23 protein-coding genes and 1 pseudogene are annotated in these 23,344 nt (G+C 67.4%); 18 read left to right on the top strand and 6 right to left on the bottom strand.

The annotated features are described in order from the left end of the window. The first annotated feature begins 107 nt into the window (after window positions 1-107). The 8 genes from AB0E63_RS40010 to AB0E63_RS39975 all read left to right on the top strand — a co-directional run bounded on the left by AB0E63_RS40010 (window position 108) and on the right by AB0E63_RS39975 (window position 7,602). Window positions 108-1,127 carry an alcohol dehydrogenase catalytic domain-containing protein gene (locus AB0E63_RS40010; RefSeq protein ID WP_360378129.1) on the top strand — a complete coding sequence of 340 codons (1,020 nt, stop codon included), beginning with the start codon at window positions 108-110 and terminating at the stop codon, window positions 1,125-1,127. After that, window positions 1,124-1,885 (top strand): SDR family oxidoreductase, encoded by a 762-nt coding sequence (locus tag AB0E63_RS40005; RefSeq protein WP_360378126.1) that lies wholly within the window; start codon window positions 1,124-1,126, stop codon window positions 1,883-1,885. Before AB0E63_RS40010 ends, AB0E63_RS40005 begins: the two co-directional genes overlap by 4 nt. Window positions 1,886-2,002: 117 nt before the next feature. Continuing rightward, window positions 2,003-3,376: an ABC transporter substrate-binding protein gene (locus AB0E63_RS40000; protein WP_360378123.1), complete on the top strand. Its 1,374-nt coding sequence runs from the start codon at window positions 2,003-2,005 to the stop codon at window positions 3,374-3,376. Between the two features lies 1 nt (window position 3,377). Beyond that, window positions 3,378-4,319, top strand: a complete 942-nt coding sequence (locus AB0E63_RS39995) for a sugar ABC transporter permease (RefSeq protein WP_360378120.1) — start codon at window positions 3,378-3,380, stop codon at window positions 4,317-4,319. A gap of 2 nt (window positions 4,320-4,321) precedes the next feature. Continuing rightward, window positions 4,322-5,224, top strand: coding sequence for a carbohydrate ABC transporter permease (locus AB0E63_RS39990; protein WP_360378117.1), 903 nt, complete (start codon window positions 4,322-4,324; stop codon window positions 5,222-5,224). Between the two features lie 28 nt (window positions 5,225-5,252). Then, on the top strand, window positions 5,253-6,434 hold the full coding sequence (locus tag AB0E63_RS39985) for a mandelate racemase/muconate lactonizing enzyme family protein (protein WP_360378114.1): 1,182 nt from the start codon (window positions 5,253-5,255) through the stop codon (window positions 6,432-6,434). Next, on the top strand, window positions 6,431-6,769 hold the full coding sequence (locus tag AB0E63_RS39980) for an L-rhamnose mutarotase (protein WP_360378111.1): 339 nt from the start codon (window positions 6,431-6,433) through the stop codon (window positions 6,767-6,769). The genes AB0E63_RS39985 and AB0E63_RS39980 overlap by 4 nt, the downstream gene beginning before the upstream one ends. Beyond that, window positions 6,766-7,602 carry an amidohydrolase family protein gene (locus AB0E63_RS39975; RefSeq protein ID WP_360378108.1) on the top strand — a complete coding sequence of 279 codons (837 nt, stop codon included), beginning with the start codon at window positions 6,766-6,768 and terminating at the stop codon, window positions 7,600-7,602. The genes AB0E63_RS39980 and AB0E63_RS39975 overlap by 4 nt, the downstream gene beginning before the upstream one ends. On the opposite strand, the gene AB0E63_RS39970 is transcribed toward AB0E63_RS39975, so the two are convergent. Further along, window positions 7,587-8,471 carry a FadR/GntR family transcriptional regulator gene (locus AB0E63_RS39970; protein ID WP_360378105.1) on the bottom strand — a complete coding sequence of 295 codons (885 nt, stop codon included), beginning with the start codon at window positions 8,469-8,471 and terminating at the stop codon, window positions 7,587-7,589. The two genes, AB0E63_RS39975 and AB0E63_RS39970, sit on opposite strands and share 16 nt — an antisense overlap. Before the next feature lie 31 nt (window positions 8,472-8,502). Here AB0E63_RS39970 and AB0E63_RS39965 point away from each other — a divergent pair, with 31 nt between their 5' ends. The 3 genes from AB0E63_RS39965 (at window position 8,503) to AB0E63_RS39955 (ending at window position 12,856) form a co-directional block, all read left to right on the top strand. Beyond that, a complete protein-coding gene (locus AB0E63_RS39965; protein WP_360378102.1) occupies window positions 8,503-9,369 on the top strand; it encodes a GNAT family N-acetyltransferase in 867 nt (288 codons plus the stop codon). Window positions 9,370-9,946: 577 nt separating this feature from the next. Then, complete coding sequence (locus AB0E63_RS39960; protein WP_360378099.1) at window positions 9,947-11,026, top strand: AAA family ATPase; 1,080 nt, start codon at window positions 9,947-9,949, stop codon at window positions 11,024-11,026. 24 nt (window positions 11,027-11,050) lie between these two features. Further along, window positions 11,051-12,856, top strand: coding sequence for a helix-turn-helix transcriptional regulator (locus AB0E63_RS39955; RefSeq protein ID WP_360378096.1), 1,806 nt, complete (start codon window positions 11,051-11,053; stop codon window positions 12,854-12,856). A gap of 115 nt (window positions 12,857-12,971) precedes the next feature. Here AB0E63_RS39955 and AB0E63_RS39950 read toward each other — a convergent pair whose 3' ends face one another. Then, window positions 12,972-13,133, bottom strand: coding sequence for a hypothetical protein (locus tag AB0E63_RS39950; protein ID WP_360378094.1), 162 nt, complete (start codon window positions 13,131-13,133; stop codon window positions 12,972-12,974). 475 nt (window positions 13,134-13,608) lie between these two features. Between AB0E63_RS39950 and AB0E63_RS39945 the strand changes: the two genes are divergently transcribed. Then, window positions 13,609-13,896 (top strand): hypothetical protein, encoded by a 288-nt coding sequence (locus AB0E63_RS39945; protein WP_360378092.1) that lies wholly within the window; start codon window positions 13,609-13,611, stop codon window positions 13,894-13,896. Between the two features lie 305 nt (window positions 13,897-14,201). On the opposite strand, the gene AB0E63_RS39940 is transcribed toward AB0E63_RS39945, so the two are convergent. Further along, window positions 14,202-14,357 carry a hypothetical protein gene (locus tag AB0E63_RS39940; protein ID WP_360378090.1) on the bottom strand — a complete coding sequence of 52 codons (156 nt, stop codon included), beginning with the start codon at window positions 14,355-14,357 and terminating at the stop codon, window positions 14,202-14,204. A gap of 265 nt (window positions 14,358-14,622) precedes the next feature. On the opposite strand from AB0E63_RS39940, the gene AB0E63_RS39935 reads away from it, so the two are divergent. Then, complete coding sequence (locus AB0E63_RS39935) at window positions 14,623-15,366, top strand: response regulator transcription factor (RefSeq protein ID WP_360378087.1); 744 nt, start codon at window positions 14,623-14,625, stop codon at window positions 15,364-15,366. A 566-nt stretch (window positions 15,367-15,932) separates the two neighbouring features. Here the strand turns inward: AB0E63_RS39935 and AB0E63_RS39930 are convergent. The 3 genes from AB0E63_RS39930 to AB0E63_RS39920 all read right to left on the bottom strand — a co-directional run bounded on the left by AB0E63_RS39930 (window position 15,933) and on the right by AB0E63_RS39920 (window position 18,788). Further along, complete coding sequence (locus tag AB0E63_RS39930) at window positions 15,933-17,576, bottom strand: FAD-dependent oxidoreductase (RefSeq protein ID WP_360378085.1); 1,644 nt, start codon at window positions 17,574-17,576, stop codon at window positions 15,933-15,935. 318 nt (window positions 17,577-17,894) lie between these two features. Then, complete coding sequence (locus AB0E63_RS39925; RefSeq protein WP_360378083.1) at window positions 17,895-18,128, bottom strand: hypothetical protein; 234 nt, start codon at window positions 18,126-18,128, stop codon at window positions 17,895-17,897. A 36-nt stretch (window positions 18,129-18,164) separates the two neighbouring features. Then, on the bottom strand, window positions 18,165-18,788 hold the full coding sequence (locus AB0E63_RS39920) for a TetR/AcrR family transcriptional regulator (RefSeq protein WP_360378080.1): 624 nt from the start codon (window positions 18,786-18,788) through the stop codon (window positions 18,165-18,167). A 169-nt stretch (window positions 18,789-18,957) separates the two neighbouring features. On the opposite strand from AB0E63_RS39920, the gene AB0E63_RS39915 reads away from it, so the two are divergent. From AB0E63_RS39915 to AB0E63_RS39895, 5 genes and pseudogenes are all read left to right on the top strand, one after another. Further along, on the top strand, window positions 18,958-19,968 hold the full coding sequence (locus AB0E63_RS39915) for an NAD(P)/FAD-dependent oxidoreductase (protein WP_360378077.1): 1,011 nt from the start codon (window positions 18,958-18,960) through the stop codon (window positions 19,966-19,968). A gap of 46 nt (window positions 19,969-20,014) precedes the next feature. Next, window positions 20,015-20,959: an alpha/beta fold hydrolase gene (locus tag AB0E63_RS39910; protein WP_360378075.1), complete on the top strand. Its 945-nt coding sequence runs from the start codon at window positions 20,015-20,017 to the stop codon at window positions 20,957-20,959. A gap of 89 nt (window positions 20,960-21,048) precedes the next feature. Then, on the top strand, window positions 21,049-22,056 hold the full coding sequence (locus AB0E63_RS39905) for an NmrA family NAD(P)-binding protein (RefSeq protein WP_360378072.1): 1,008 nt from the start codon (window positions 21,049-21,051) through the stop codon (window positions 22,054-22,056). A gap of 85 nt (window positions 22,057-22,141) precedes the next feature. After that, complete coding sequence (locus AB0E63_RS39900) at window positions 22,142-22,957, top strand: oxidoreductase (RefSeq protein WP_360378069.1); 816 nt, start codon at window positions 22,142-22,144, stop codon at window positions 22,955-22,957. Between the two features lie 105 nt (window positions 22,958-23,062). Beyond that, window positions 23,063-23,344: pseudogene (locus tag AB0E63_RS39895) on the top strand (hypothetical protein); the annotation flags it as partial.

Below are 23,344 nucleotides of genomic sequence, written 5' to 3'. Positions count from 1 at the left end.
CGCGTTTCAGCATACGTATTACGTTTGCGCACGTCCTGGGTTAGGCTGCGCAAGCCCGTCGGCCGCTTCGGCCGCGCGGTGCCGAGCGAGAAGGAAGTGAGACAGCGATGTTGGCGGTGAACTATGTGGGTGACCGGACGATGGCGCTCGAGGAGCGTGAACCGGCCGATCTCGGCCCCGGAGAGGTCCGCATCGCGGTGGCCTATGTCGGCATCTGTGGCACCGACCTGCACGTGTTCCACGGTGACATGGACGGCCGCGTCAGCAAGCCGGCGACCATCGGGCATGAGATGTCGGGCACGATCGTCGACCTCGGCCACGGCGTGGAGGGCTGGTCGATCGGTGACGCGGTGACCGTCATGCCGCTCGTGTGGGACGGTACATGTCCCGCCTGCCGGGCCGGGAACGAGCACATCTGCCAGCACCTGGACTTCATCGGTATCGACAGCCCGGGCGCTCTCCAGCAGTACTGGAACGTTCCGGCGTCGACTCTGGTGAGACTGCCGTCCGGGGTGTCGCTGCGTGACGCCGCGCTCGTGGAGCCGGTAGCGGTCGCGGTTCACGACGTACGTCGGTCGGAGCTCGGGGACGGCGACAAGGCCGTCGTCATCGGCGCGGGACCCATCGGTGTGTTGATCGCGATCGTCGCGGCCGCGTTCGGCGCCGACGTCGTGATCGCGGAGATCGACCCTGCCCGCAGGGCTACCGCTGCTGGGCTGGGGCTCGCGACACTGGATCCCTCGTCCGTCGATCAGACCGCCTGGGTGGAGGAGTGGACAGGTGGCGCGGGCGCGGACGTCGTGTTCGAGGTCTCAGGCTCTGCCGCCGCCGTTCAGGCCGCCACCGATCTGGTCAAGGTCCGCGGGACGCTCGTCGTGGTGGCCATCCACGCACAACCGCGCCCGGTGGACCTCCACCGCGTGTTCTGGCGGGAGCTGAGGATCCTCGGTGCGCGGGTCTACGAGCGACGGGACTTCGAGCGCGCGGCCGAACTCGTTGCTGAGGGCACCATACCGGTCGAGAAACTGGTGACCGGCATCGTGCCGCTGACCGAGGTTCAGTCGGCTTTCGGCGTCCTCGAAGCAGGGCAGGCGATGAAGTTGCTCGTCGAGCTGAACGCGTCATGAATCCGTTCGATCTGACCGGGCGCCTCGCTGTGGTGACGGGTGCGAAGCGTGGGATCGGTTTCGCTGTCGCCGAGGCCCTGGCTGCCGCCGGCGCCGACATCGTCGGGGTGTCGGCCACTCTCGACCCCGCATCGTCAGCGATCGGAGACCGCGTACGCCGGCTCGGCCGCGACTTCTCCGGGCACCGGGTGGATTTCGCTGAGCGCACAGAAGTGATCGAGTTCGCCGAAGCGCTCGCCGCGGACGATCGTCAGGTGGACATCCTGGTCAACAACGCCGGAACCATCCGCCGCGCTCCCGCTGCCGAGCACCCCCTCGACTGGTTCGACGAAGTGCTGGAGGTAGATCTCACCAGCGCATTCGTGCTCAGCCAGATTCTGGGTCGGCGGATGCTGCAGGCCGAGCATGGCCGCATCGTCTTCACAGCCTCTCTGCTGTCGTTCCAGGGCGGCATCAACGTGCCGGGCTACGCGGCCGCCAAGTCCGGTACGGCCGGGCTGATCCGCGCACTGTCCAACGAATGGGCGGGACGCGGCGTGACAGTGAACGGCATCGCTCCGGGCTACATCGCAACCGACAACACCCGAGCGCTTCAGGAAGACCCCGATCGCTCGCGGGCCATCCTCGACCGGATACCGGCGGGGCGCTGGGGTACGGCGGCCGACATCGCCGGCGCCGCCGTGTTCCTGGCCTCGGATGCCGCCCGCTACGTCTCCGGGACGATCCTTCCGGTCGACGGCGGGTGGCTCGGCCGCTGACGCGCTTCACCCCTGTTCTCCCGTCGGCGGCAATGGTAAAACGTCATACGTATGCTCTATTGTTGGGCCAAGATCCACTCCGAGTCGTCACCGGAGTCGACAAGACAAGGACATCTCATGGTCGGAATCCACACGGTGGTTCGTTCGCGCCGCAGGTCGGCGTTGACCGTCGCCGGGCTGTGCGCGGCAACCGCACTCCTGGCCCTCGCCGGATGCAGCAGCGGAACCAGCTCCGCGAGTGGGTCGCACGGCTTTCCCGAAGCCAAACAGGAAACCTCCTCGACCATCACGGTCTGGGTGGACGCTGACCGGCAGGCCGCTGCGAAGGCGTTCCAGAAGGCCAATCCGGACACCAAGATCCAGGTCGTCTCCTACGACGGCTCAGCGAACGGGTCCAACTCGTTCCGCACGAAGATGCAGCTGTTCGATCGTGCCGGCAGTGGCTGGCCCGACGTCGTCTTCTCCAGCCAGAACAACGACGCCGCTTGGGCCAGTCAGCAGAGCGGGGGTAAGCAAGCATTCGCGGCCGTGCTGGACAAAGGTCTGCTCCCTGGTGACACGCTCGCGAAGTTCACCGAAGGGTCGCTCAACCCTTGCACTGTGGACGGCCACGTGTACTGCCTCCGCAACGACCTCGCGCAGGCTGTGCTCTGGTACAACAAAACGCTGATGGATCAGTTCGGTTACGCCGTTCCGACCACCTGGGAGGAGTACCAGGCACTCGGGGAGAAGGTGGCCAAGCAGCACCCCGGCTACATCATCGGCACAGCTGGTGACGCCTGGACGCCGGAGGTTTTCCTGTGGGCCAGCAAGTGCCAGGCCAATGACGTCACCGGTCCCAAGGCAGTCACGGTGAAGACCGACACGACCGAGTGCAAGCGGGCGGCGTCGATGCTCGACACGCTCCGCGGGAACGGGACTGTCCCCGTGGTGAGTGTCTTCACCCCGGAGTTCGTGAAGAAGTACTCCGGCAAGGTGCTGATGATGCCCGGGCCGGCCTGGTACGCCGGGGCGATCTTCAACAACCCACAGTCTCTGAATGTGCCCGCCGGCCAGCTCGGCATCGCCGCGCCGCTGCCGTGGAAGGGCGACGACAAGGCTGTCACCGGCAACGTGGGCGGCGGGACCTGGTTCATCTCCAGTCATTCCAAGAACCTCGCGGCCGCCGAGAAGTTCGTCCAGTTCGTCACAACTGCCGACGACTACCAGGTGAATGTCGCGCCGGGTTACCCCGCTTATGCGCCGGCCGCCGAGAAGTGGGTCGCGAAGCAGGAGTCCAGCAAGTACTTCGCGACCTCGATGCAGCCGGTGGTCACCGCTGCCTCGCAGGTGTGGGACGGCTGGGGCTACGGCATCTTCAGCCAGGAAGCGATCTGGGCGAAGACGGTGACCACGGCAGTCACCGGTGGCAAGTCGATCGTCGAACTGCTGCCGACGTGGCAGCAGGCGATCGAGAACCAGGCCAAGGTCAACGGATATTCGGTGAACTGACATGACCATCGCTCCACCGAGCGACCAGCTGACCGCCGGCGCCACCGAGCGCCGGCGACCAGCCCGGCCTAACGGCCGGGCACCCGGTCGCACCCGGATCGGCTACGTCTTCGTCTCGCTCTATGCGCTGCTCGCGCTGGCTTTCGGGGTTGTTCCTTCGCTGTACGCGGTCGTGCTGGCGTTCACGAACGCTGACGGCGGATTCGCCGGACTCGGTAACTTCACGAAGGTCGTCGGCGACTTCCGTTTCTGGCCGGCCGTGCTCCATGTGACCGCCTACCTCGTCATTTGGCTCATCGGGCTCGTCGTCTTCGTCGTGGGCCTGGCATTGCTCGTCCACGCCGTACGTCTCCGCTGGGCGAGCACGGCGCTGCGCTTCATCTACTACCTCCCCGGCGCTCTTGCCGGCGCATCCAGTGTCCTGCTCTGGCTGTTCGTTCTCGATCCCACAGCCAGCCCGGTCAGCGGACTGCTGCGAGCGCTCGGGTTCGACAGTTTCGTCGCGGTCATCCAGCCCGGGAACCTGCCGGCGATCTTCGCGATCATCGCGTTCTGGACCGGAGCCGGCGGGTGGATCGTGATCATGTACGGCGCCCTGAACAACATCAGCACGGAGGTGATCGAGGCGGCCCAGGTCGACGGCGCGAGCGCCGTACAGATCGCGCTCCGGATCCAGCTTCCGCTGCTCCGCAAGTGGATCGCCTACATGGGCGTCATGTCCCTGGCGGCCGGGACGCAACTGTTCGTCGAACCACAACTGCTCAGCCAGGCCAGCAACGCGGTGGTCCCCAACGACTATTCGCTGAATCAGCTCGCCTACCAGTACGCGTTCCAGCAGAACGACTTCAACGGCGCCGCCGCCATCTCCCTCATCCTGCTGGTCGTCGCGCTCCTGCTGTCCTGGGTGTTCGTGACCCGCGGCGGCCTTTTCGAGAAGGAATGAGTATGCCGGCACTCTCCATCGAGCGCAGCCGTGCGAACCTCCGCGGATGGAGCGGACGAGCTGTCGCGGGCGTCGTGGTGACCCTCTTCGTCCTCTTCTTCGCCATTCCGATCGTTTGGCTGCTGCTCTCGGTCACCAAGTCCGCCAAGGCGCTGACCGTCTCGAACCCGTTCTCCGTGGGGTCATGGCACGACTTCGTCTCCAACTGGAGTCAGCTGTTCGACTTCCAGGACGGCGCGGTCACGACCTGGATCGCCAACTCCGCTGTCTATGCGGTTGGCGCCCTGGTGATCACCCTCCTCGTGAGCATCCCCGCCGGGTACGCACTCGCGCTCACCGAGTTCAAGCTGCGCCGAGCACTCCTGGTGCTGACCCTGGTCGTCATGCTCATCCCCAGCACCGCGCTGGTGCTGCCGATCTTCCTGGAGCTGAACAGCATCGGCTTGATCGGGAGTCCGCTGTCGGTGATCTTGCCGATGTCGTTCTTTCCCTTCGGCGTGTACCTCACCTACATCTACTTCTCGACGAGCATCCCGCGTGACCTGCTGGCAGCAGCCCGCATCGACGGCTGCACCGAGTTCCAGGTTTTCACCCGGATCGCCCTTCCGCTGGGCGCGCCGATCGTCGCTCTGGTCGCGTTCTTCAGTTTCGTGCAGAACTGGAACAACTTCTTCCTGCCGTTCGTGATGCTGCCCTCCAGCGACGGCTACCCCATCCAGGTCGGCCTCACCTCGCTGCTGGCCGCGACCCCCGCGTTCAACCCGAGCTCGGCAGGATCCGACTCCGTCCAGCTGCCCACCCTGGCGTTGGCGACGATCGTGTCGATCCTGCCGGTGCTGATCGTCTTCCTCTTCTCCCAACGGTTCCTCGTCACGGGAATGACGGCGGGAGGAACCAAGGAATGACCGCCCCGGCTCCCAAGGAGAACCACATATGAAGATCACTGGATACCGAAGCCTGAGCACCGTTCACGACTGGGGGAGAGTCACCGGCGACGTCAACGGCGTACAGAGCGGCGACACCACGCCGGTCCCCGTCCTCATCATCGAGACCGACGCCGGCATCGAAGGCGTCGGCGTCGGCCCCCATGGCGATATCGCCCGCGTCTTCCCCGCCGTCGACGGCGAGGACCCGCGATCGGTCGTGTCCCTGTACGACCGGATGCTCGACTGGGTGTTCAAAACCGGTCATTCCGGATCCATGTTCGGCACGATCGGAGCCGTCGACACGGCCCTGTGGGACATCAAGGCCAAGGCGGCCGAAGAGCCGCTCTGGCGGACTCTCGGGGCGCGCGAACGCTTCGTCCCCGGATACGCGTCCGGCCTCGAGTACGGCCTGACCGACGAGGAGCTCGCCGAACTCTACGGCCGCTTCGCGGACCGCGGGTTCAAGGCGGGCAAGCTCAAGGGCGGCCGTGACCTGGACCGTGACCTGCCCCGACTGGAGATCGTCCGTGAGGTGCTCAGCCGCAATTCCCGCCGGCCCGCGCTCATGTTCGACGCCAACGAGTCGTGGAACCAGGCCCAGGCTGCCCGGTACGTGGCAGCGATCGAGGAGCGCATGGACCTCACCTGGGTGGAGGAGCCGCTGCGCAGGTGGGATGCGGCCGGATTGGCCGCGTTGCGCGGAAAGGTTCGTGCGGCGATCGCCAGCGGCGAGAACCTGACCGGGCTCGAGCAGTATCGCCCGCTGCTCGACGCCAGGGCCATCGATGTCGTCCAGGTGGGCAATGTGTGGGGGATCACCCACTTCCTCCGGGTGGCGACGCTGGCGCATGGTCACGACCTGCCGGTGAGCCCCGTGGCGTACAACGCGAACCCGATCGCGCACGCGGCCGCCGCCGTACCGAACCTCCTGACCTACGAGGTCCAGGATCTCCATTTCCCCATCGGTCTGGACGTCGACCAGGAATTCGACGACGGAGGGATCATCCTGGGCGACCGCCCGGGCATCGGCATCCTGGTGGACGAGTCCCAGCTGTCACCGGGCAGCTCCGCGGCCGCCGTACCCGCAGCGACAGGACCGCACATCCGGCCTGTGCGCGCCGCTCTGCGGCTGGTAGCCGAGCCGGACGTGATCGACGTTCCGGCTGTACCGCTGAGGCCGGTCTCGTGACGCGCGAGCCGGAGCGCCGGGCTTTCGTCGTCGGTGTGCGTCCCGAGAAGCGCGACGGGTACCTGACCCTGCACAGCGCCGTCTGGCCGGGCGTCGAGCAGAAGCTCATCGAATGCAACGTTCGCAACTACAGCATCTTCGTTTTCGGTGACATCTTGTTCGCGTACTACGAGTACGTCGGCGACGATCACGATGCGGACATGCGGCGGATCGCGGACGACCCGGTTTCGCAGGAGTGGTGGACGCACACCGATCCGTGCCAGGTGAGGATCGCCGAGGAACGCAATCCCGGTGCGTTGTGGCAACCCATCGACGAAGTGTGGCACCTCGGATGAGCCTCGGGATCGACGCTCATGTGCACCTGTGGGATCGAGCTCTGGACCCGCAGGACTGGATCGATCCGCAGACCATGGCGCCGATTGCCCGCGACTTCGGCACGGCCGACCTGAGCGCCATGCTCGCCTCGACAGGACTCGAGCGTGCGGTCGTCGTCCAGTCGAGCAACAGCTTGGAGGAGAGCGTCCGGCTTGCTCAACTGGATCAGTCAGTGGTCGCGGGCCTGGTCGGGTGGGTCGACCTCACCGCGGAAGTCGGTCCCCAGCTCGACCGGATTCGTGGGAACGCGACCGTTCCCGTCGTGGGTGTGCGGCATCTGGTACACATCGATCCAGATCCCGAGTGGATGATGCGGGAGGACGTTGCCCTCGGCCTCGCCGCACTCGATCGTGAGGGTCTCTGCTTCGACCTCGTCATCCGCGAGTGGCAACTCCCTCAGGCGGCACTGGTGAGCGGTCGTCACGAGGGGCTGCGCTTCGTGCTCGACCACCTGGGCGGTCCGCCGGCCCCCGCAGCGGACACGAGGGAGTGGGCAGCGGGGCTGCGAGACCTGGCTCGCCGTCCGAACGTCGTCGCGAAGGTCTCGGGCCTGGTTTCCGGACTGGCTCCGGGATCCTGGCGTGTCGAGGATCTCGCCGACCGCGTGACGATCGCGCTCGAGGCGTTCGGGCCCGATCGCCTCCTGTACGGCTCCGACTGGCCGCTGGCCGAACTCGGCGGGGGAGCGGCGGCCTGGAAGTCCGCTGTGGACAGCCTGTTGACGGAGCTGTCCGAGGCAGAACGCCGGCGGGTGCTCGGTAGCACCGCCGCCGAGGTCTACTGCCTCTTCTGACCCCGCCTCCGGCCGCGCGGCCGGGGAGCGTTGTCGGACAGCCGGCGGCGCTCCCACGACCCGCAGATGTGATCATGCATCGACTTCTCGGCGGCGGCCACGTCGTTTCGCGCGATGGCCTTGACGATCGCCTCGTGCTCCTTGAGGGTGAGCGCCACCGCGTCGGGCGGGTTGATGCCCTGGTAACGGCTGGACTCCACGGCTCGCTTGTAGACCTGCTTGGCGATGTTCTCCGCCAACCGGTTGCCGGAGATCTCCATGACCGCGTAATGGAAGATCACATCGGCCTGCCGGAACGAGTCCGTCTCCGACTCGCTTTCCCGCATGGCCGTCAACGCGTTCTCCAGCCGTCTGAGCTCATCAGCGCTGTGAGAGCCGGCCACCGCGCCCGCCATCGCCGACTCGAGGCTCGCGCGCACGACCGTCAACTCGTCGAGGACGCCGAGACTCTCGTCGTTGTCGATCAGGGCCGACAGCACCACCGGGTCGAGCATGTTCCAGTACCCCGGCGCCCGCACCTGCGTACCCCGGCCCTGCGAGACGGTCACCAGGCCCTTCTCCTCGAGCCGCTTCACCGACTCACGCAACACCGTCCGGCTCACGCCGAAATGCTCGCTCAGCGGCGCTTCCGGAGGCAGCAGATCGCCCTCCTTCAACCGGCCCGTCACAATCAGGTCCACGAGCTCGGCAACGACCGAGACCCCGAGCCGACCCACGGGCAGACGTCGCGGAATCAACTGCACCGCGCGAATCGAGTCTTTCGCCATACGTATGATCTTATCGACCCCCAGCCCGCGCTCCCGGCAGCCGCGCCCCTGCGCAGCGAACTGTGCACGTCGGTGGCTGGCGTTGTTGTTAATCGGTTGCACGCCGCCGAGACGGGGGTGTCAGATCCCGGCTATGACGATTGTGCTGGGTACGCCGACGGCCGGCGGGGTGCGCGAGGCTATGGCGGCGCTGCGGGAGTGGCAGCACGACGAAGCGCCGATGCAGCTGCATCCCGGGGACATCGGCTGGAACTACCGGTTCGGAACGGCCGAGACGGCCGCGGTGGTGCGGACCTGGAGCCGGAACGGACGGATCCTCGCTGTCGGGATGCTGGATTCGCCGACGCTGGTGCGGATGACGGTCGCTCCTGACGCTTTCCAGGACGAGGATTTGGCACGGCGGCTCGTCGAGGACTTTTCGCTGCCTGAGCGCGGCGTGCTGCCGGAAGGAGCGGTGTCGATCGAGGCGCCGCAGGGCCTGCTGCTCCACGACCTGTTGACCAAGGAGGGCTGGGGTGTCGACGAGCCGTGGACGCCGCTCTTCCGCGACCTCGCCGAAGCGGTGGAGGACCCCGGCGTGTGGATCAAGGCGATCGGCCTGGAGCAGGCGCAGGACTTCGCCGACGTCCTGCGGTCCGCGTTCAACACCACGAGGCCCACGCGCGAGTACCGGCACGAGATGTCCGCGGGACCGTTCTACGCCGACGCCCGATGCCTTGGTGCTTACGACGACCAGGGCAACGCCGCGGCGGTGGTGACGGTCTGGTCGGCCGGCCCGGGGAAGCCGGGACTGGTCGAGCCGATGGGCGTCCATGCGGACCATCGAGGCCGCGGCTATGGCCGGGCGATCACCGTCGCCGGGGCGGCCGCACTGCGGGAGATGGGCTCGTCGAGCGTGCGCGTGTGCACGCCGAGCTCTAACGTCGGCGGCGTCGCGACGTACAAGGCGGCCGGGTTCGCGGCGAGGCCGGAGATCGCCGACCGGATCCGGAAGGTTTGACGTCGGGTTCTCCGGACCTTCTCACCATGCTCTGCTCTCGACTCGATCGAGGGCAGCCTTCGAGCTGCCCTCGATTCTGTTGTCCCTTTACAGCGTGGGCTCGAGCTTGAAGCTTGTACTGCGGCGATGCCCAGTTCGCCCAGAACGCACCATCGTGGTCGTCGCTGTAGATGCGGAAGACCGCACGTGCACCCATCACAGGACTCCTGTTCCTGCCAGGTGGCGGGCCGTCGACGCTCTGGTCTGGCCGACTGTTTTCTGCCCCCTCCTGGCGAGCGGAATCCGGACCCGTAAGCGGCCGGGGTGCAACTGCTGAAACCCGTCAGGGCCGCCGAAGGCGGGCGGTTGCACCCGGGCCGTGTCGGGTCATGATGGAGTCGACAGGAGGGGAGGGAACAAGCTCTTACAGCGCCGACGAAGGCGGCACACACTCCCGCGGCCGCAGGCCGGCCAGATCATGTCCCTAACCCGCACAGCGACACAGTGACCACCCGGCGGGTTCGAGAGACTGGTGGGGACGGTTGCCACAGACCCGGCAGCCATGGTCAGCCGATGACTCCAGGGTGAGACTGGCGTCATGACGGCCGATCCAGGCCTGGCCGGTCGAACCGCGGAGGTGGAGCACCTCGGAAGGGCGCTGCAGGCAGCGGCGTCAGGCGTGCCGTGTGCGTTGGTGGCCCACTGCGAGGCCGGAGTCGGGAAGACCCACCTGGTCCGCGAGACCTGCCGGGTCTCCGGGCTCAGGGTGTTGTGGGGATCTTGTGTGCGCTTCGGCAGCGCGTCCGTCCCCTTCGCTCCCATCGCGGGCGCGCCGCGGGATTGGCTCGATCAGGCCGAACCAACCGAGCGCGACCAGGTCCTGGCGGGTCTGGACGACCTCAGCTCTCTCCTACCGCAGTTGGGGGGTGCGGAGACGAGTGACACCGGCCGGCTGATCCCACTCGTCGATCTACTGCTCAACCGGATCGCAGCAGCTACGCCGACCGTGCTGGTCGTCGATGACCTCCAGTGGGCCGACATGGCTTCGCTGGACGTCCTGGCATACCTGATCGCGGGGTTCCGCGATCAACGCCTCGCGGTAGTGACGACCTGCCGGGACGAGGATCGCGGCGAAGGGCATCCGTTGCACGGCTGGCTGGCTGATCTTCGCCGGATGCCCTTCTTCGAGGAACTGCGGCTGAAGAGGCTGGATCTGGAGGACACCGGCACGCAGATCGCGAATCTGCTGCATCGACCGAAAGACCTCGAACTCGCAGCCCGGGTCCAGGAGTTGTCGGATGGAAATCCCTACCTCACCGAACTTCTCATTCGCGATCTGCCTAGCCCGCAGGCCTTTCCGGCAACGGTTCCCGACGCTCTCCGAGAAACGCTGCTCTCGACTTGGCACCGCCTGTCGGATGAATCCCGGCAGTTGACGCGCATCCTCGCTGTGAGCGGCCGACCGACACCGGTCGCATTACTGCGTCGTGTTGCGGCCGAGCACGGAGTGGATGCCAACAGGGTAACCGGATGCCTGGTCGAGGCCGAGGTCGGAGGCGTGATCCAGTCTGCCCCGGATGGGTCGCCGTGGTTCCGGCATCCTCTTCTCGCCGAGGTCCTGTACGACGACGTGTGGGCAGCGCCGATCCACGCGACGTACGTCCGGGTCCTGGAATGAGGTGCTGAGGCCAGCCCAGCCGAGTTGGCGGAGCACAATCTGCACGCTGGTCGCCTTGACGATGCCTTCCGGTGGTCGCTGCTGGCCGCCGACGACGCAGTACGGCTGCACGCACCGGACGAGCAGGCCATCCACTTGCGCCGCGCCTGCGATCTCTGGACCCAGGTCGGGCCGGTCGTCAGCCGTACCGACCGGGACCGGGTCCTACTACTGCGGCGGACGAGTGCGATCTGCTCGTCCATCAACCGGCAGGATCTCGCCGTCGATCTCTTGAGCCAGGGGCTGGAGCTACTCGACTGGCAACAGGACCCACTCCTGGCAAGCGACCTCTTAGTTCGCAGATCGCTCGCGCGATGGCGGCTGACCACGCCGCGGACGGTCGTGCCTGATGACGCCCTCCGGGCCGTCGAGCTCGGCTCCACGGATCCGGACAGCCCGGAATATGCAATTGCCTTGTCCGAGCTGGCCGCCATGGAAAGGTGGGAGGCGCGCCCGGGCGCGTTGGAGCACGCCAATGCCGCAGTCGACATCGCCAGAAGGACCGCATCCGTCGATGCGTTGGTAAGGGCGCTCAGCAGGCGGGCGTTGGCGACCTCCGTCACGGACCCTCCGGCCGCGCTGGCCGACGCGGAAGAGGCCGCGAAACTCGCACGGACGTGCGGCGATCTGGATGGGCTGCTGGATGCGACCAGCTGGCAATTCAACGCGTTGGTAGAGCTCGGCCGATCCGCGGAGGCCACGCAGACCGCCTTGTCCGCCTACCGAGAACTGGTCGAGGGTGGCGCCGGCAAGGCGGTGCATTTCCTCGCTTTCATGGTCGGCTGGAGCTTGATCGAAGCCGGTCGATGGGCCGACGCGAGATCCGTCATCCGAACAGCTCTGGCGGCCAGATGCGTCGGTGTCGCCGGGGCTGCGACCCGCTTGACGGCGACGCTCCTCGCCGTCAGGTCGGGTCAGGTTGCTGAGGCAAGGCAGCATCTCGAGCGCGCACACGACCTGGCGTCCGACGAGTTCCCGGGCCTCTATGACTGCTTTGCGCTCTGCGGAGCCGAGGTACTGCTGGCTGAGAATGAGCCGCAGGCCGCACTCGACTGGCTACAGAACCATCTGCCGCAGCCCGGCCACCCGGTCCCCGAGACGGCCAACGACCTGCTGATCGCGTCCGTGCAGGCCGCGGCAGAGGTTGCCCAGAACGCCCGCGACCGCGGTGACAAGGTCGGCGTCGCGAGGGCCGCTTCCACAATCGAGCAGATGCTCACCGACTGGCAGCGTGAGCCGTTCTCGGCCGCGGGAAGGCAGACGGACCTTTCCATCATGAACAAAGCGCTCTTCGACGCCGAGTTCGCAAGGGCCAGGGGCGATGCCCAGGCTGAGCTGTGGCGATCGGCGGCAGGGGCCTGTCGGACCGCCGGGTACTTGTGGGGCGAGGTGTGCGCCCAGTTCCGGTTCGCAGAGGCCGCGCTCGGCGAGGGCTACCCCGTTTCCGCGGTGGGTGGCACGCTGCGTTCGGCGTACCGGTGCGCGAGTGAGATGGGCGCGCAACCGCTGCGGGGCAGCATCGTGGCACTCGCGAGGCGGTCCCGGATCAGCCTCGTCGAGCCGACACCAACTGCCGCGCCAGCTGAGCCCACCATCCTGTCCGCACTCACCGAGCGCGAGCTACAGATCCTCAGCTATGTCGCTGCCGGCCGGTCGAACACCGAGATCGCCAAGGACTTGGTGATCAGCCACAAGACCGTCAGCGTCCACGTCTCCAACATCCTCCGCAAGACCGGTACTTCCAGCCGCACGGAGGCAGCCGCGCTGGCCGACCGCCTACGCAGTACCTAGCCTTGCGTGGTTGCCTACTCCAGCCACTCGCCACCGATAGCCGCCGCGTATAGCCGCTGAGATAGCTGGCTGTGCAGCCTTGTCGCCTTACAGCTGCCGGTGCGTGTCGTCGCGGTCACCCGCGATCCCGCCGCCGGCCAAACGGCGGCCACACCACGACGACGACCCGGTCGATCTTCAACCGCTGGTCGCGCTTCGGGCAGAAGCGGTGGTGCTCGGGGACGTCAGCCCCGAGGCACCTGCCGCACTGCCACTCGCCGGTCACAGCCACCAGCATGCGCTCGCCTATCAGCTGCTGTCGCCCACATCAGTCCGTGCTGCCACCGGCCCCCGGCCTCCCGGCCCCCGGCCTCCCGGCCCCCGGCCCCCGGCCTGGCCCCCGGCCTCCTCATAGTCCATGGGAACATACTTTCGAATGTATGGCATTCTGGACTCATGGTCGGACGGTCAATGTGCTCAGTGGCGACGGCGACGAGGACTGGGTGGTCTGGGACAACGCCTCGAACGGCAACCGCGGGGCCGGGCCTGACCTGGGCGCGGCGACCTCGCGGATCCGGTTAGTAGCCAGTGGTGCCCTCCGAGTGGATCCTGGCCGAGCTGACCACTGTCGGTGGCACGAGGCGATCTGTCGCCGCCTCAGGAACCGGTGTCGCGCAGGCGTCCGACCACCGCGAGATGCGACTGTCTGCGACACCAAGACAACCCGAACGAAAGGTGAAGCACAGGGCCACCCGGGAGTTTTGATCGGTGGCGTGATCGGGCCGATCACCCGGCCCGAGGTGGTGATCGCCGGCCTGTACCGGGGCGCCGACCTGGTCATCGTCGGCCGCACCGTTCCACTCAGCCCAGCCCAGTCGGCCGAGCTCGGCGCGGTGCTGACCCCTGCCAAGCCGGGCCACCCGGGGCCGGACGAGATCACGTCACAGCGATGGGACGTGAAGGACTCCAAGAAGCCGTCGACCAAGGTCCAGCCAACTCGTCGTCGCCGAAGTCGCGGCCGACGCCGCCACCCAGGCCCGGCCAGGTCCGCCACTCGATGAGGTTCATCCGACACTTCCTGGTAACGGTGACGGCGGCTGACCACACCCCGCCAGTCCGACTGATTCTGAATCACTGGCAGGGCGGATGTCGTTGCCTCCAGCCACGACGCATCAATGTTGCGTTAGATGCAACAGTGTTTGATGCGGGAAGTGAGGCCCTTTCCAGCCGATCCAGCCTAGATTCAGCGCCCTGACCCAGGGCCGACTGGCGCGGGGTTCAGGGACCACTCGGACCGCTGGCTTGGGGGAACAGACAAGGTGAGCTGACAGGGCGAGAAGCCCCGGCAAGGCGCGGAGACAATCGCCTAGTTGGTCAGAGCGTGGCGGCGGCGGTAGATCCACAGTCCGCCGAGTACCACGCCGGCGCCGCCGAGTACGGAGGCACCGGCCTGGATGCCTTCGCTGACTGTGTCGTCGACTCCCGCTTTGACCGGGTCGGTTGGAGAAGCGGGGGCGGGCACGGGCGGGACTGTGGCCGGGCGGAGCCGGGGCCGGGCTCGTACTGGGCCGACGCGTGGGTCGCGCCGAGCGCGGCAGCGCTCAGTGCGAGTGCGGATGCTGCGATCGCTGCGCGTGCGTGGTTCATGACTAGCCTCCTGACGAGGGTCCGGTTCGGATCCGGACCACGTTTTCGACGCTAGGTTTGCCGGCCGGCGGGCTGGAATACGCGGTGCCGCGTATGGCTGCCGACGCGGCGTCGGCGTAGCGTCGAAAGCGGAGGCACTCATGGCTGACGGCATCAGCGGACGGGATCTGGACGCGCTGCGCGATCTGCTCGCCCTGAACGTGGACGATCCCGGACCAGCGTTGCCATGGGAGTTGATGGACTGCATGCGCGACCTGTTCCACAGCGACTCCATGAAGCTGACCCGCTCCAAGCCCGCTCTGGAAGAGTTCGTACTCGAGCAAGCTCTGGGCGAGACCCGGTTCGTAGAGATCGGCGCGGACCCTCCGGACCCGCACTACTGGGAGCTCGACAAGTCGTCGGACGCCTGTAACTACCCGCACCGCACCGGCGACATCGTCAACGTGACCAAGCTGAGCGACTTTGTCTCCGACCGCCAGTGGCAGGCCAGCCCGATGAACATCGACTACGGCTTCGGGCGTAAGCGGGCGTTGATGGTCTGCTTGCCCGACGAACCCGGACACATCACGCGGCTGTATCTGTGGCGCGGCCCGGGCCGCGACTTCGACGAGCGGGACCGGCTTCTGCTCACCCTGCTGCGGCCACACCTGACCGCCGCCTACCGAAACGCCGAGCGCCGCCGCCGAGCACCCGCGGCACTGACCCCACGACAGCTCGAACTACTGCAGTACGTCGCCCAGGGCTATACCAACACGCAGATCGGCCGGCGGATGCGGCTGTCCGAGGGAACCGTACGCACGCATCTGAACCACATCTACGAGCGACTTGGTGTCACCAGCCGGACCGCGGCCGTGATGAGGATGAGCACCGCCGGGCTGGAGTAACCATTCATCAGCACTTCGCCCTCCAGGGGGTCGGGTGCCCCGCGCGAAGGCGAAGGCCGAGGGAATCTCGCTAGCGCCCGCGAACCGGCCACCGTCCGGCACTTTCGAATGACACAAGGCTGGACTGCCGCGGACGCAGGCACCTGACGCATGCTGGTGGCATGGCCGCCTGGCGGTGTGCGAAATGCGATGGGATGGATCTCCCGGCGCACCACCGCCTGTGCCCGCTGCGCGACCCCGACGACACCGTCGACCAGGTGAAGATCGTGGTGTGGCCGGCGTTCGGACGACCCGCGGATTCTCGCCGAGCAGGCCATGAGCCCCCGCACCCGAACTGACGCCACGGTCCGGCTCCCGCCCGGGCTGACCGGCCCGATCGACGTCGAGCTCGCCAGCGCCGTCGACACCATCCCCGGCGAATCCGCGCTCCCAGGCGGCTCAAGATACGAACCGAAATTTGACGGCTTCATTCACTGAACCTGTCAAGCGCACCGGTAGCACGCCCACGAGCGGGATTTGCTGGATGGTGAGCCCGCGATGCTGGCAGGCGCGCGATGCTTGTGATGTCAGGACCGACTCGCGTCGGCGAGGTGGGCGTGGACAGCGGAGACCACCACTGAGCCTTCGCCGACGGCCGAGGCAACTCGTTTGACCGATCCGGCGCGTACGTCGCCCACGGCGAACAACCCGGGCAACGACGCATTGAACCCGTCCCGCGTCAGGACGAAGCCCTTGCCGTCGAGCTCCACACCTGCTCCATGCAGCCAGTTGGTGCGTGGATCCGCGCCGATCATCAAAAAGAGACCGGCGGCGTCGAGTCGGACAGTGGCCTCGTGGGCGTGGTCTCGCCACGTCACACCTGTCAGCCGCGTCGCTCCACTGACCGCGGAGAGCTCCGCACGGGGGTGGACGGTGACGCGCTCATGGTGAGTCAGACGCTGCGCGAGGTAGGCCGACATCGTCTCTCGCAGATCGTCCCGCCGGATCAGGATGTGGACGTGAGCGGCGTGCCGTGTCAGGAACAGAGCGGCTTGTCCGGCCGAGTTGGCGCCCCCGACAACCACGGCGTTCCGGTCCGAGACGACCTTGGCCTCAAGGTCGCTCGCCGCGTAGTAGACGCCCCGCCCCTCGAGGTCGGCCAGCCCGGGCACGTCCAGACGTCGATATTGAGCCCCACTGGCAATGATCACGGCGCTCGCGTCGATGTCGTGCTGGTCGTCGAGGCGGACGCGGAAGCCTGAAGCCGTCTGGGTCAACCCCGTGACGGATCGGGGCGAGACCAGCCGGGTTCCGAACTTGACGGCCTGCATCATCGCTGCCCGCGCCAGCTCGGTCCCGGACACGCCTCGTGGAAAGCCGAGATAGTTCTCGATCCGCGAGGAGCTGCCCGCTTGGCCCCCGATAGCAACGTCTTCCACGACAACCACGTCGAGGCCCTCGGATGCCCCGAAGACCGCGGCCGCCAGGCCCGCTGGTCCGGCGCCGATCACGAGCATGTCGCATCGACTGTTGTCGGCAATGCCCCAAAAGTCGATCCCGAGCGCGCTGGCGAGATCGCGCGTGGTCGGCGCGGTCATGACCCTTTGGTCGCCGGCGACCACGGCCGTACCCGACGCGGGCAACGCCGTCGTCTTCGCCAGCTCGGCCCACGCCGTGGGGTCGGAGCGCAGCACGGTCCGGTAGGGGAGCCGGTTGCGTCCAGCGAAATCCTGGAGCCGGTGCAGATCACGGTCGTCGTCTCCAGCGAGGACGAGGCCGCCCTCGCCCATCCTCGTCAGGTAGAGCCGTCGGGCGTCGAGTGCGGACAGCACGACGTCGCTCAGCTCGGCCGAGATCTCCACGAGCCGCCGCAGCTCCTCGATGGGCACCTTTAGAACCACGGTCCCCTCCTTGGCGACACCCTGGAAGAAGGATCGCTGGCCCATGAACATGCCCAGTTCGCCCACGAAGTCGCCTTGCTCCACGACGAAGACGACCCGGTCCTCCCGACGATCGACCAGGAGCAGCCCTCCTGCGAGCACGAGGTACAGGTCGTACGGGTCTCCGGCGTCCCACAACACCTCGCCGGGTTCGGGGCGCAGCTCTTCTCCGCCCGATCGGAGCAGGCTCAGAAGGTGCTCGCTCAAGACCGGCCATGACAGCTCGTCGACCTCGTCCCGTTGTCGCGACGAGTAGTGGGTCATCTCGTCGGGAACCGGGATGCTGCTCATGGGTCTCCTTCGCCTGGCTGACGGCTTGCTCGGCTGAGCTGATCACTATTCTGGAACGCTCGGCTTCAGGGTGAGGTTCGGGGTGCCCCTGCCGCCTCGCACATCGTCTGCAGGTCGTAGCGGCCGCCGGCGCGCTCGAGGATGTCCTTCAGTGTCGTTGCCACCTGAGCTCGGCGCGTCGCTCGTCCACTGACCGCATCCGCGTATTCACTGAGGTTCGAATGAGGTCCTCGGCACAATTCACGGGCGGGCGGAGGCAGTCAGTCGCGGACCGCGCGACCGATCTGCCAACACTCGGTTCGGCGTGCCGTCGCTGGTCTACTTGGTGGTCGCATCGCGGTTGGCACAACGCGGCAAACCGCCGGCGCCGGAGGGCCTCCCAACGGTCTCCTTCCTGGCCTTCGACGTTCTTGCTGTCGCCGACATATACCCGCGGACCCGCCCGAGGCGCAGCGCTGGTTCGAGGAGTACGCCGCGGCGGACGTCGGTGTGGAAGGCCTGTTGTAGCCAGGCTTTGATGCTGACCAACTGACCGCCTGTGGGGGTCCGCATCAGAGGTCTCCACAACGAGATCCGGCCGTGCCGTTCTCAGCGGTGGCGCGGGCGAGGCAGCAAGGCGAACGCGCTTTCTGCAATCGAGGTCAGGCGGGCGGGACTGTGGCCGTACGCGCCTACGACATCGGTCCCGCGGATGATGGTCACCAGAAGGTACGCGAGGTCGTCGGGATCCGCGTCGGGGTCGATGTCGCCGTTGCGCTGCGCCGCTCGCACACACTCGGCCACCGCCGTTGCGACCACGGAGAAGCAGTCGTTGGCCAGGCGTTGCACCTCGGGGTCGGAGGCGCCGATCTCCATGGCCATCTTGGCGGCGAAGCAGGTCGCCGCCGCCCGGTCAGGGGCGGGGGGTACATCGGCGGCGAGTGGCACCCCGTGGACGGCGCGGAGCAAGTACCCGTGCAGTCGTTCCAGAGCGCCCTCGTCCGGTCCGGCGAGCACCTGCGGCGCACCCTGCCCCAGCCGGGCGAAGTACCCGGCCATCGCCTGCAGCAGCACGCCGTGCTTGCCGTCGAACGTGGCATAGAGGCTGCCGCGGCCCAGGCCGGTGGCGGCGCTGATGTCGTCGACGCTCGTGCCGTTGTAGCCCGTGGTGCGGAACTGCCGCTCGGCGGCATGGAGGACGTGGTCGCGGTCGAAGCTTCGTGGTCTCGCCATACATAGAAGGTAGGGCCGACCTGCCGTATTTGACAATTCAGTACAGAACAATCTACGTTTCTGACAGTTCAGTACACAACCATTCTGAGCTCGCCTGGGCAGGGCCCTCCAACCACCGAGAACTCGAAGGGTTGACCGAACCATGACTGATAAGGAAAGGCAGGAGGCCATGGCTGTGACGACTGCTCCGTACGCGAGCGACGCACTGGCCGAGGGGACCGTCGACGCGGTCGTGATCGGCGGGGGCGCCGCGGGGCTGAACGGTGCACTGATCCTCGCCCGCTCCCGCCGCTCGGTCGTCGTGATCGACAGCGGCTCCCCACGCAACGCGCCCGCGGAGGCCGTGCACGGCCTCCTCGCCCTGGACGGCACCTCGCCGTCCGAGATCCTTCGACGCGGCCGGGAGCAGGTGCGCCAGTACGGCGGACGCGTCGTCCACAGCGAGGTGGTCGCGGCCGAGCCTGCCGCCCCGTCGGCGGACGGCGACCTGCGGTTCACCGTCACCCTGGCCGACGGCCGCAGCATCACCGCTCGCCGCATCCTGGTAGCCACCGGCCTGACGGATGTGCTGCCGGACGTGCCCGGGCTCGCCGAGCACTGGGGGCACAGCGTGGTGCACTGCCCGTACTGCCACGGCTGGGAGGTGCGCGATGAGCCCATCGGTATCCTCGCCACCGGCCCGGCCTCCATCGGCCACGCGTTTCTGTTCCGTCAGCTGACCGAGGACCTGACCTACTTCACCCACGGCACTGACCTGGACGAGGACAACCGCGCCCGCTTCGCCGCCCGCGGCATCCGCATCATCGACACCCCTGTCACCGCGGTCGTCAACGATGAGAACGGTGCCCTCGCCGGGGTGCGGCTGGCCGACGGCCAGGTCGTGGCCCGCCGCGTCCTCGCGGTCCTCGCGCAGCTGCAGGCCCGCGCCCAGGGCTTGGAAGGTCTGGGCCTGCCGGTGCTCGACCTGCCGAAGGGCCGCGGTTTCGCCTCGGGCGTGGCCGGCGCCACTGAGGTGCCGGGTGTGTGGGTGGCCGGCAACGTCACCGATCTGGTCGCCCAGGTCGGGGCCTCCGCAGCGGCTGGCGCACTGGCCGGGGCCGACATCAACAGGATGCTGGCGATCGCGGACACCGACGCGGCCCTGCACGGGGCTGGACCGAGTCCGACATCTGATTTCTGAACGCGACGGCTCGAAACCACCCACTCCCCGGAAGGCACGAGACCCCATGATTGCTGCTGAAGAGACGTTCGACGGCACGTGGCCGTATCCCGCCCGCTTCAACGAGGCGGCCGGCTTCCGCCAGCACTACGTCGACGAGGGCCCCGAACGGCCCGATCAGACGATCGTCATGCTGCACGGCGAGCCCACGTGGGGCTACGAATGGCGCCACCTGATCGGGCCACTGTCACGTCACCATCGCGTGATCGTTCCAGACCACATGGGCTTCGGCAAGAGCGAGACACCGCAGGACCGCACGTACGACGCGAGCGAACACATCCTCAATCTCGAATCGCTGCTCGTCGACACGCTCGACCTCACCGACATCACCCTGGTTCTCCGTGACTGGGGCGGCCCCATCGGCACCGGGTTCGCGCTGCGTCACCCCGACCGGATCTCCCGGATCTTCGCCACGAACACCGTGATGCCCCTCGCAGACGAAATCGCCCCTCTCATGAAGACCAACGGCGCCGAGAGCCGGTGGTTCCAGTGGGCCCAGTCGGCGCTCTCGGACGGTTCGTTCGAGCAGATCCTCGGAAACGCGGGTCACACCATCGCCCACCTGATGATCGACCTGCAGCATGTCGCCCGACCGGAGATCGCCACGCCGACCTGGATCCGCGCGTACTCCAGCCCCTTCGCGACCCCGGCGGAGTGCCGCGGTGTCATCGCCTTCCCCCGGCAGGCCCTGGAGGGCCCGCAGGGCCCGCCGCCCGGCCCGCCGCCCACGGAAGCCGTCGCCGCGCTGCGAGCCGTGCCGGCGATGCTGGCGGTCGGGATGCGGGACACCGCACTGCTGCCCGAGTACGTGATCCCGTCGTTCCATCTGGCCTACCCCGACGCACCCGTGGTCGAGATCCCCAGCGCCGGCCACTTCCCGACCGAGGACGCTCCCGAGACGCTGCTGGCGCTGCTCGACCTGTTCCTGCAGACGACGCCCGCGCGCACCTGACCCGCAATGTCGAACGGGCGGCTGTGCGCGTGCGGAGTCCTGGGCTTCCTGAACGGCCGACCCACCCCAACCAGATGGAGAACACCCCGATGACGGAACGCAATCCCATTCTGATCACCGGCGCCGGCGGCCAGGTCGGTGGCGTGAGCAGAGTGATGGTCGACATGCTGCTCGAACAGGGCCACCCGGTGCGCGCGTTCGTACGACGGGACGACGAACGCGCGCAGTCGCTGCGCGAGGCCGGGGCCGAGGTCTTCGTCGGCGACCTGCTCAAACTCGCGGACGTGGCCGCCGCGCTGAAGGGTGTCAAGCGCATCTGCTTCAGCATGACCCCGCAGCCATACTACGCCGATGCCCTCACCTTGATGGCCGCGGCGGCGCGAGCCCAGGGCGACATCGAGGCCTTCGTGCACCTGTCCAACTACGAGCAGTCGTACATGACGCTCGAGAAGATGACCACACCGGATGAGGAGCGGCGTTCCTGGCTCGGCGGACTGGTCACGGACTGGTCACCGCAGCAGCGGGCGCACTGGATCTGCGAGCAGGTGCTGGACTGGTCCGGCCTCCCGACCGTCAACGTGCGTGCGACCCTGTTCGCCGAGAACCCCCATCTGACCTGGATGCAACTGGGCCCGCTGAGCAACGGAGAACTGCGCCTGCCCTTCGGCAACCAGCAACTCGCGCCCATCGCCGTTCACGACCTGGCAGAGGTGTGCGTGAAGATGCTGGTCGACCCCGCACCGCACATCTCGAAGTCCTACGAGCTCACCGGCCCGGAACTGAAGGACATGTACGAGTTCGCTGACGACTACGCAGCCACGCTGGGACGCCAGGTCACCTACATCCCTGAGGAAGTGGAGGCCTGGAACGAGACCTTCATAGACGAGACCGTCCTACAGGAGTCCCTGGGCGACCCGGCTACGGCCCGGCACGTGGCTGAGCACCTGAAGATCCAGACCAGGCTGATCGCCGGCGGGCGGTACGACGTCCTCTCCGACCAACTGGAAACCCTGCTCGGGCGCCCACCGCGGACCTTGCGATGGGCACTGCAGAACAACACCAACCTGCGCGAACTGGCGTCTGCTCCTAACCACTGAGCGCTCCGGAGCAGACGATGAACCCCGAGCACAGGCGACCCGCACAGCACACGACAAAGTCATGCCCACAACCGAAGGAACCAACATGCAGATAGCTTCCCCAGTGGCCCTCGTGACGGGCGCCTCCTCCGGGATCGGACGGGCGGCAGCGCTCGCCCTCGTGGGCGCGGGTTTCGCGGTGGTCGGCACGAGCCGTAACGCGGCGAACGCCGAGCCGCTCGCCGGGGTGACGTTCCTCGATCTCGACGTGGCCAGCGACGAGTCGGTCCGCTCCCTGGTCGAGGAGGTGATCGAGCGGTTCGGCCGGATCGACGTCCTGGTCAACAACGCAGGCGTGGGCGCGGTCGGCGCCGGCGAGGAGAGCTCGATCAACCAGGCCAAGGAGGTCTTCGACATCAACGTCTTCGGTCTGATTCGGATGACAAACGCAGTGCTGCCCCACATGCGCGCCCAGGGCAGTGGCCGCGTGGTCAACGTCGCCTCGGTACTCGGTCTGATCCCAGCCCCCTTCATGGCCGTCTACGCGGCCACCAAGCACGCGGTCGAGGGCTACTCCGAGTCCGTCGACCACGAGCTTCGCGAGCACGGCGTCCGGATGCTGCTGGTCGAGCCGGCCTACACAAGCACGAGTTTCGAGGCGAGCAGCCAGGCACCCGACTCGCCCCTGCCGGTCTACGCCGCGCAGCGGGAGGTCTCCCGAGACGTGCTGGCCACGGCCCTGCGCAACGCCGACGACCCGGACGTTGTCGCGAAGGTGATCGTCGCGGCCGCCACCGATGCCAAGCCCAAGCTCCGGTACACCGCCGGCTCGATGGCCGCACGCGTCAGCCTCCTGCGCCGGATCGTGCCCTCGCGCGCCTTCGACAAACAAATCCGCAAGCTCAACCGACTGGCCGGCTGACCCCGCAGTACACCCGGCGCCTGAGGACGCACATGTCCAACGCCAGAGACACCGAAGTCAGCATCGGCATCTCTCGTCCGGCCGCTCTTGGAAAGGCTGACACCCATGGAATTCGAACACGTCACCTTCGACCTGCCACAAGGCACCTTTCACGCGCTGCAGGGTGGTGATCCCGATGGTCAACCGACGCTCGTCCTGCACGGCTTCCCGGACCATCCGCCGACCGCGAAGCCCTTCCTCGCCGAGCTCGGCCGCCGCGGACGTCTCGTCGTCGCACCCTGGCTTCGCGGCTACGCGCCCACCCCGACCGTGGGGCCGTACGACTTCGCAACCCTCACCAGCGACGTGCTCTCACTGATCGACCGCAGGTCACCAGGGCGAGCCGTG

This window comes from Kribbella sp. NPDC026596, from assembly GCF_040638415.1.
In the GTDB taxonomy this organism is placed as follows: domain Bacteria; phylum Actinomycetota; class Actinomycetes; order Propionibacteriales; family Kribbellaceae; genus Kribbella.
This window is presented reverse-complemented; position numbering and strand designations above follow the sequence as displayed.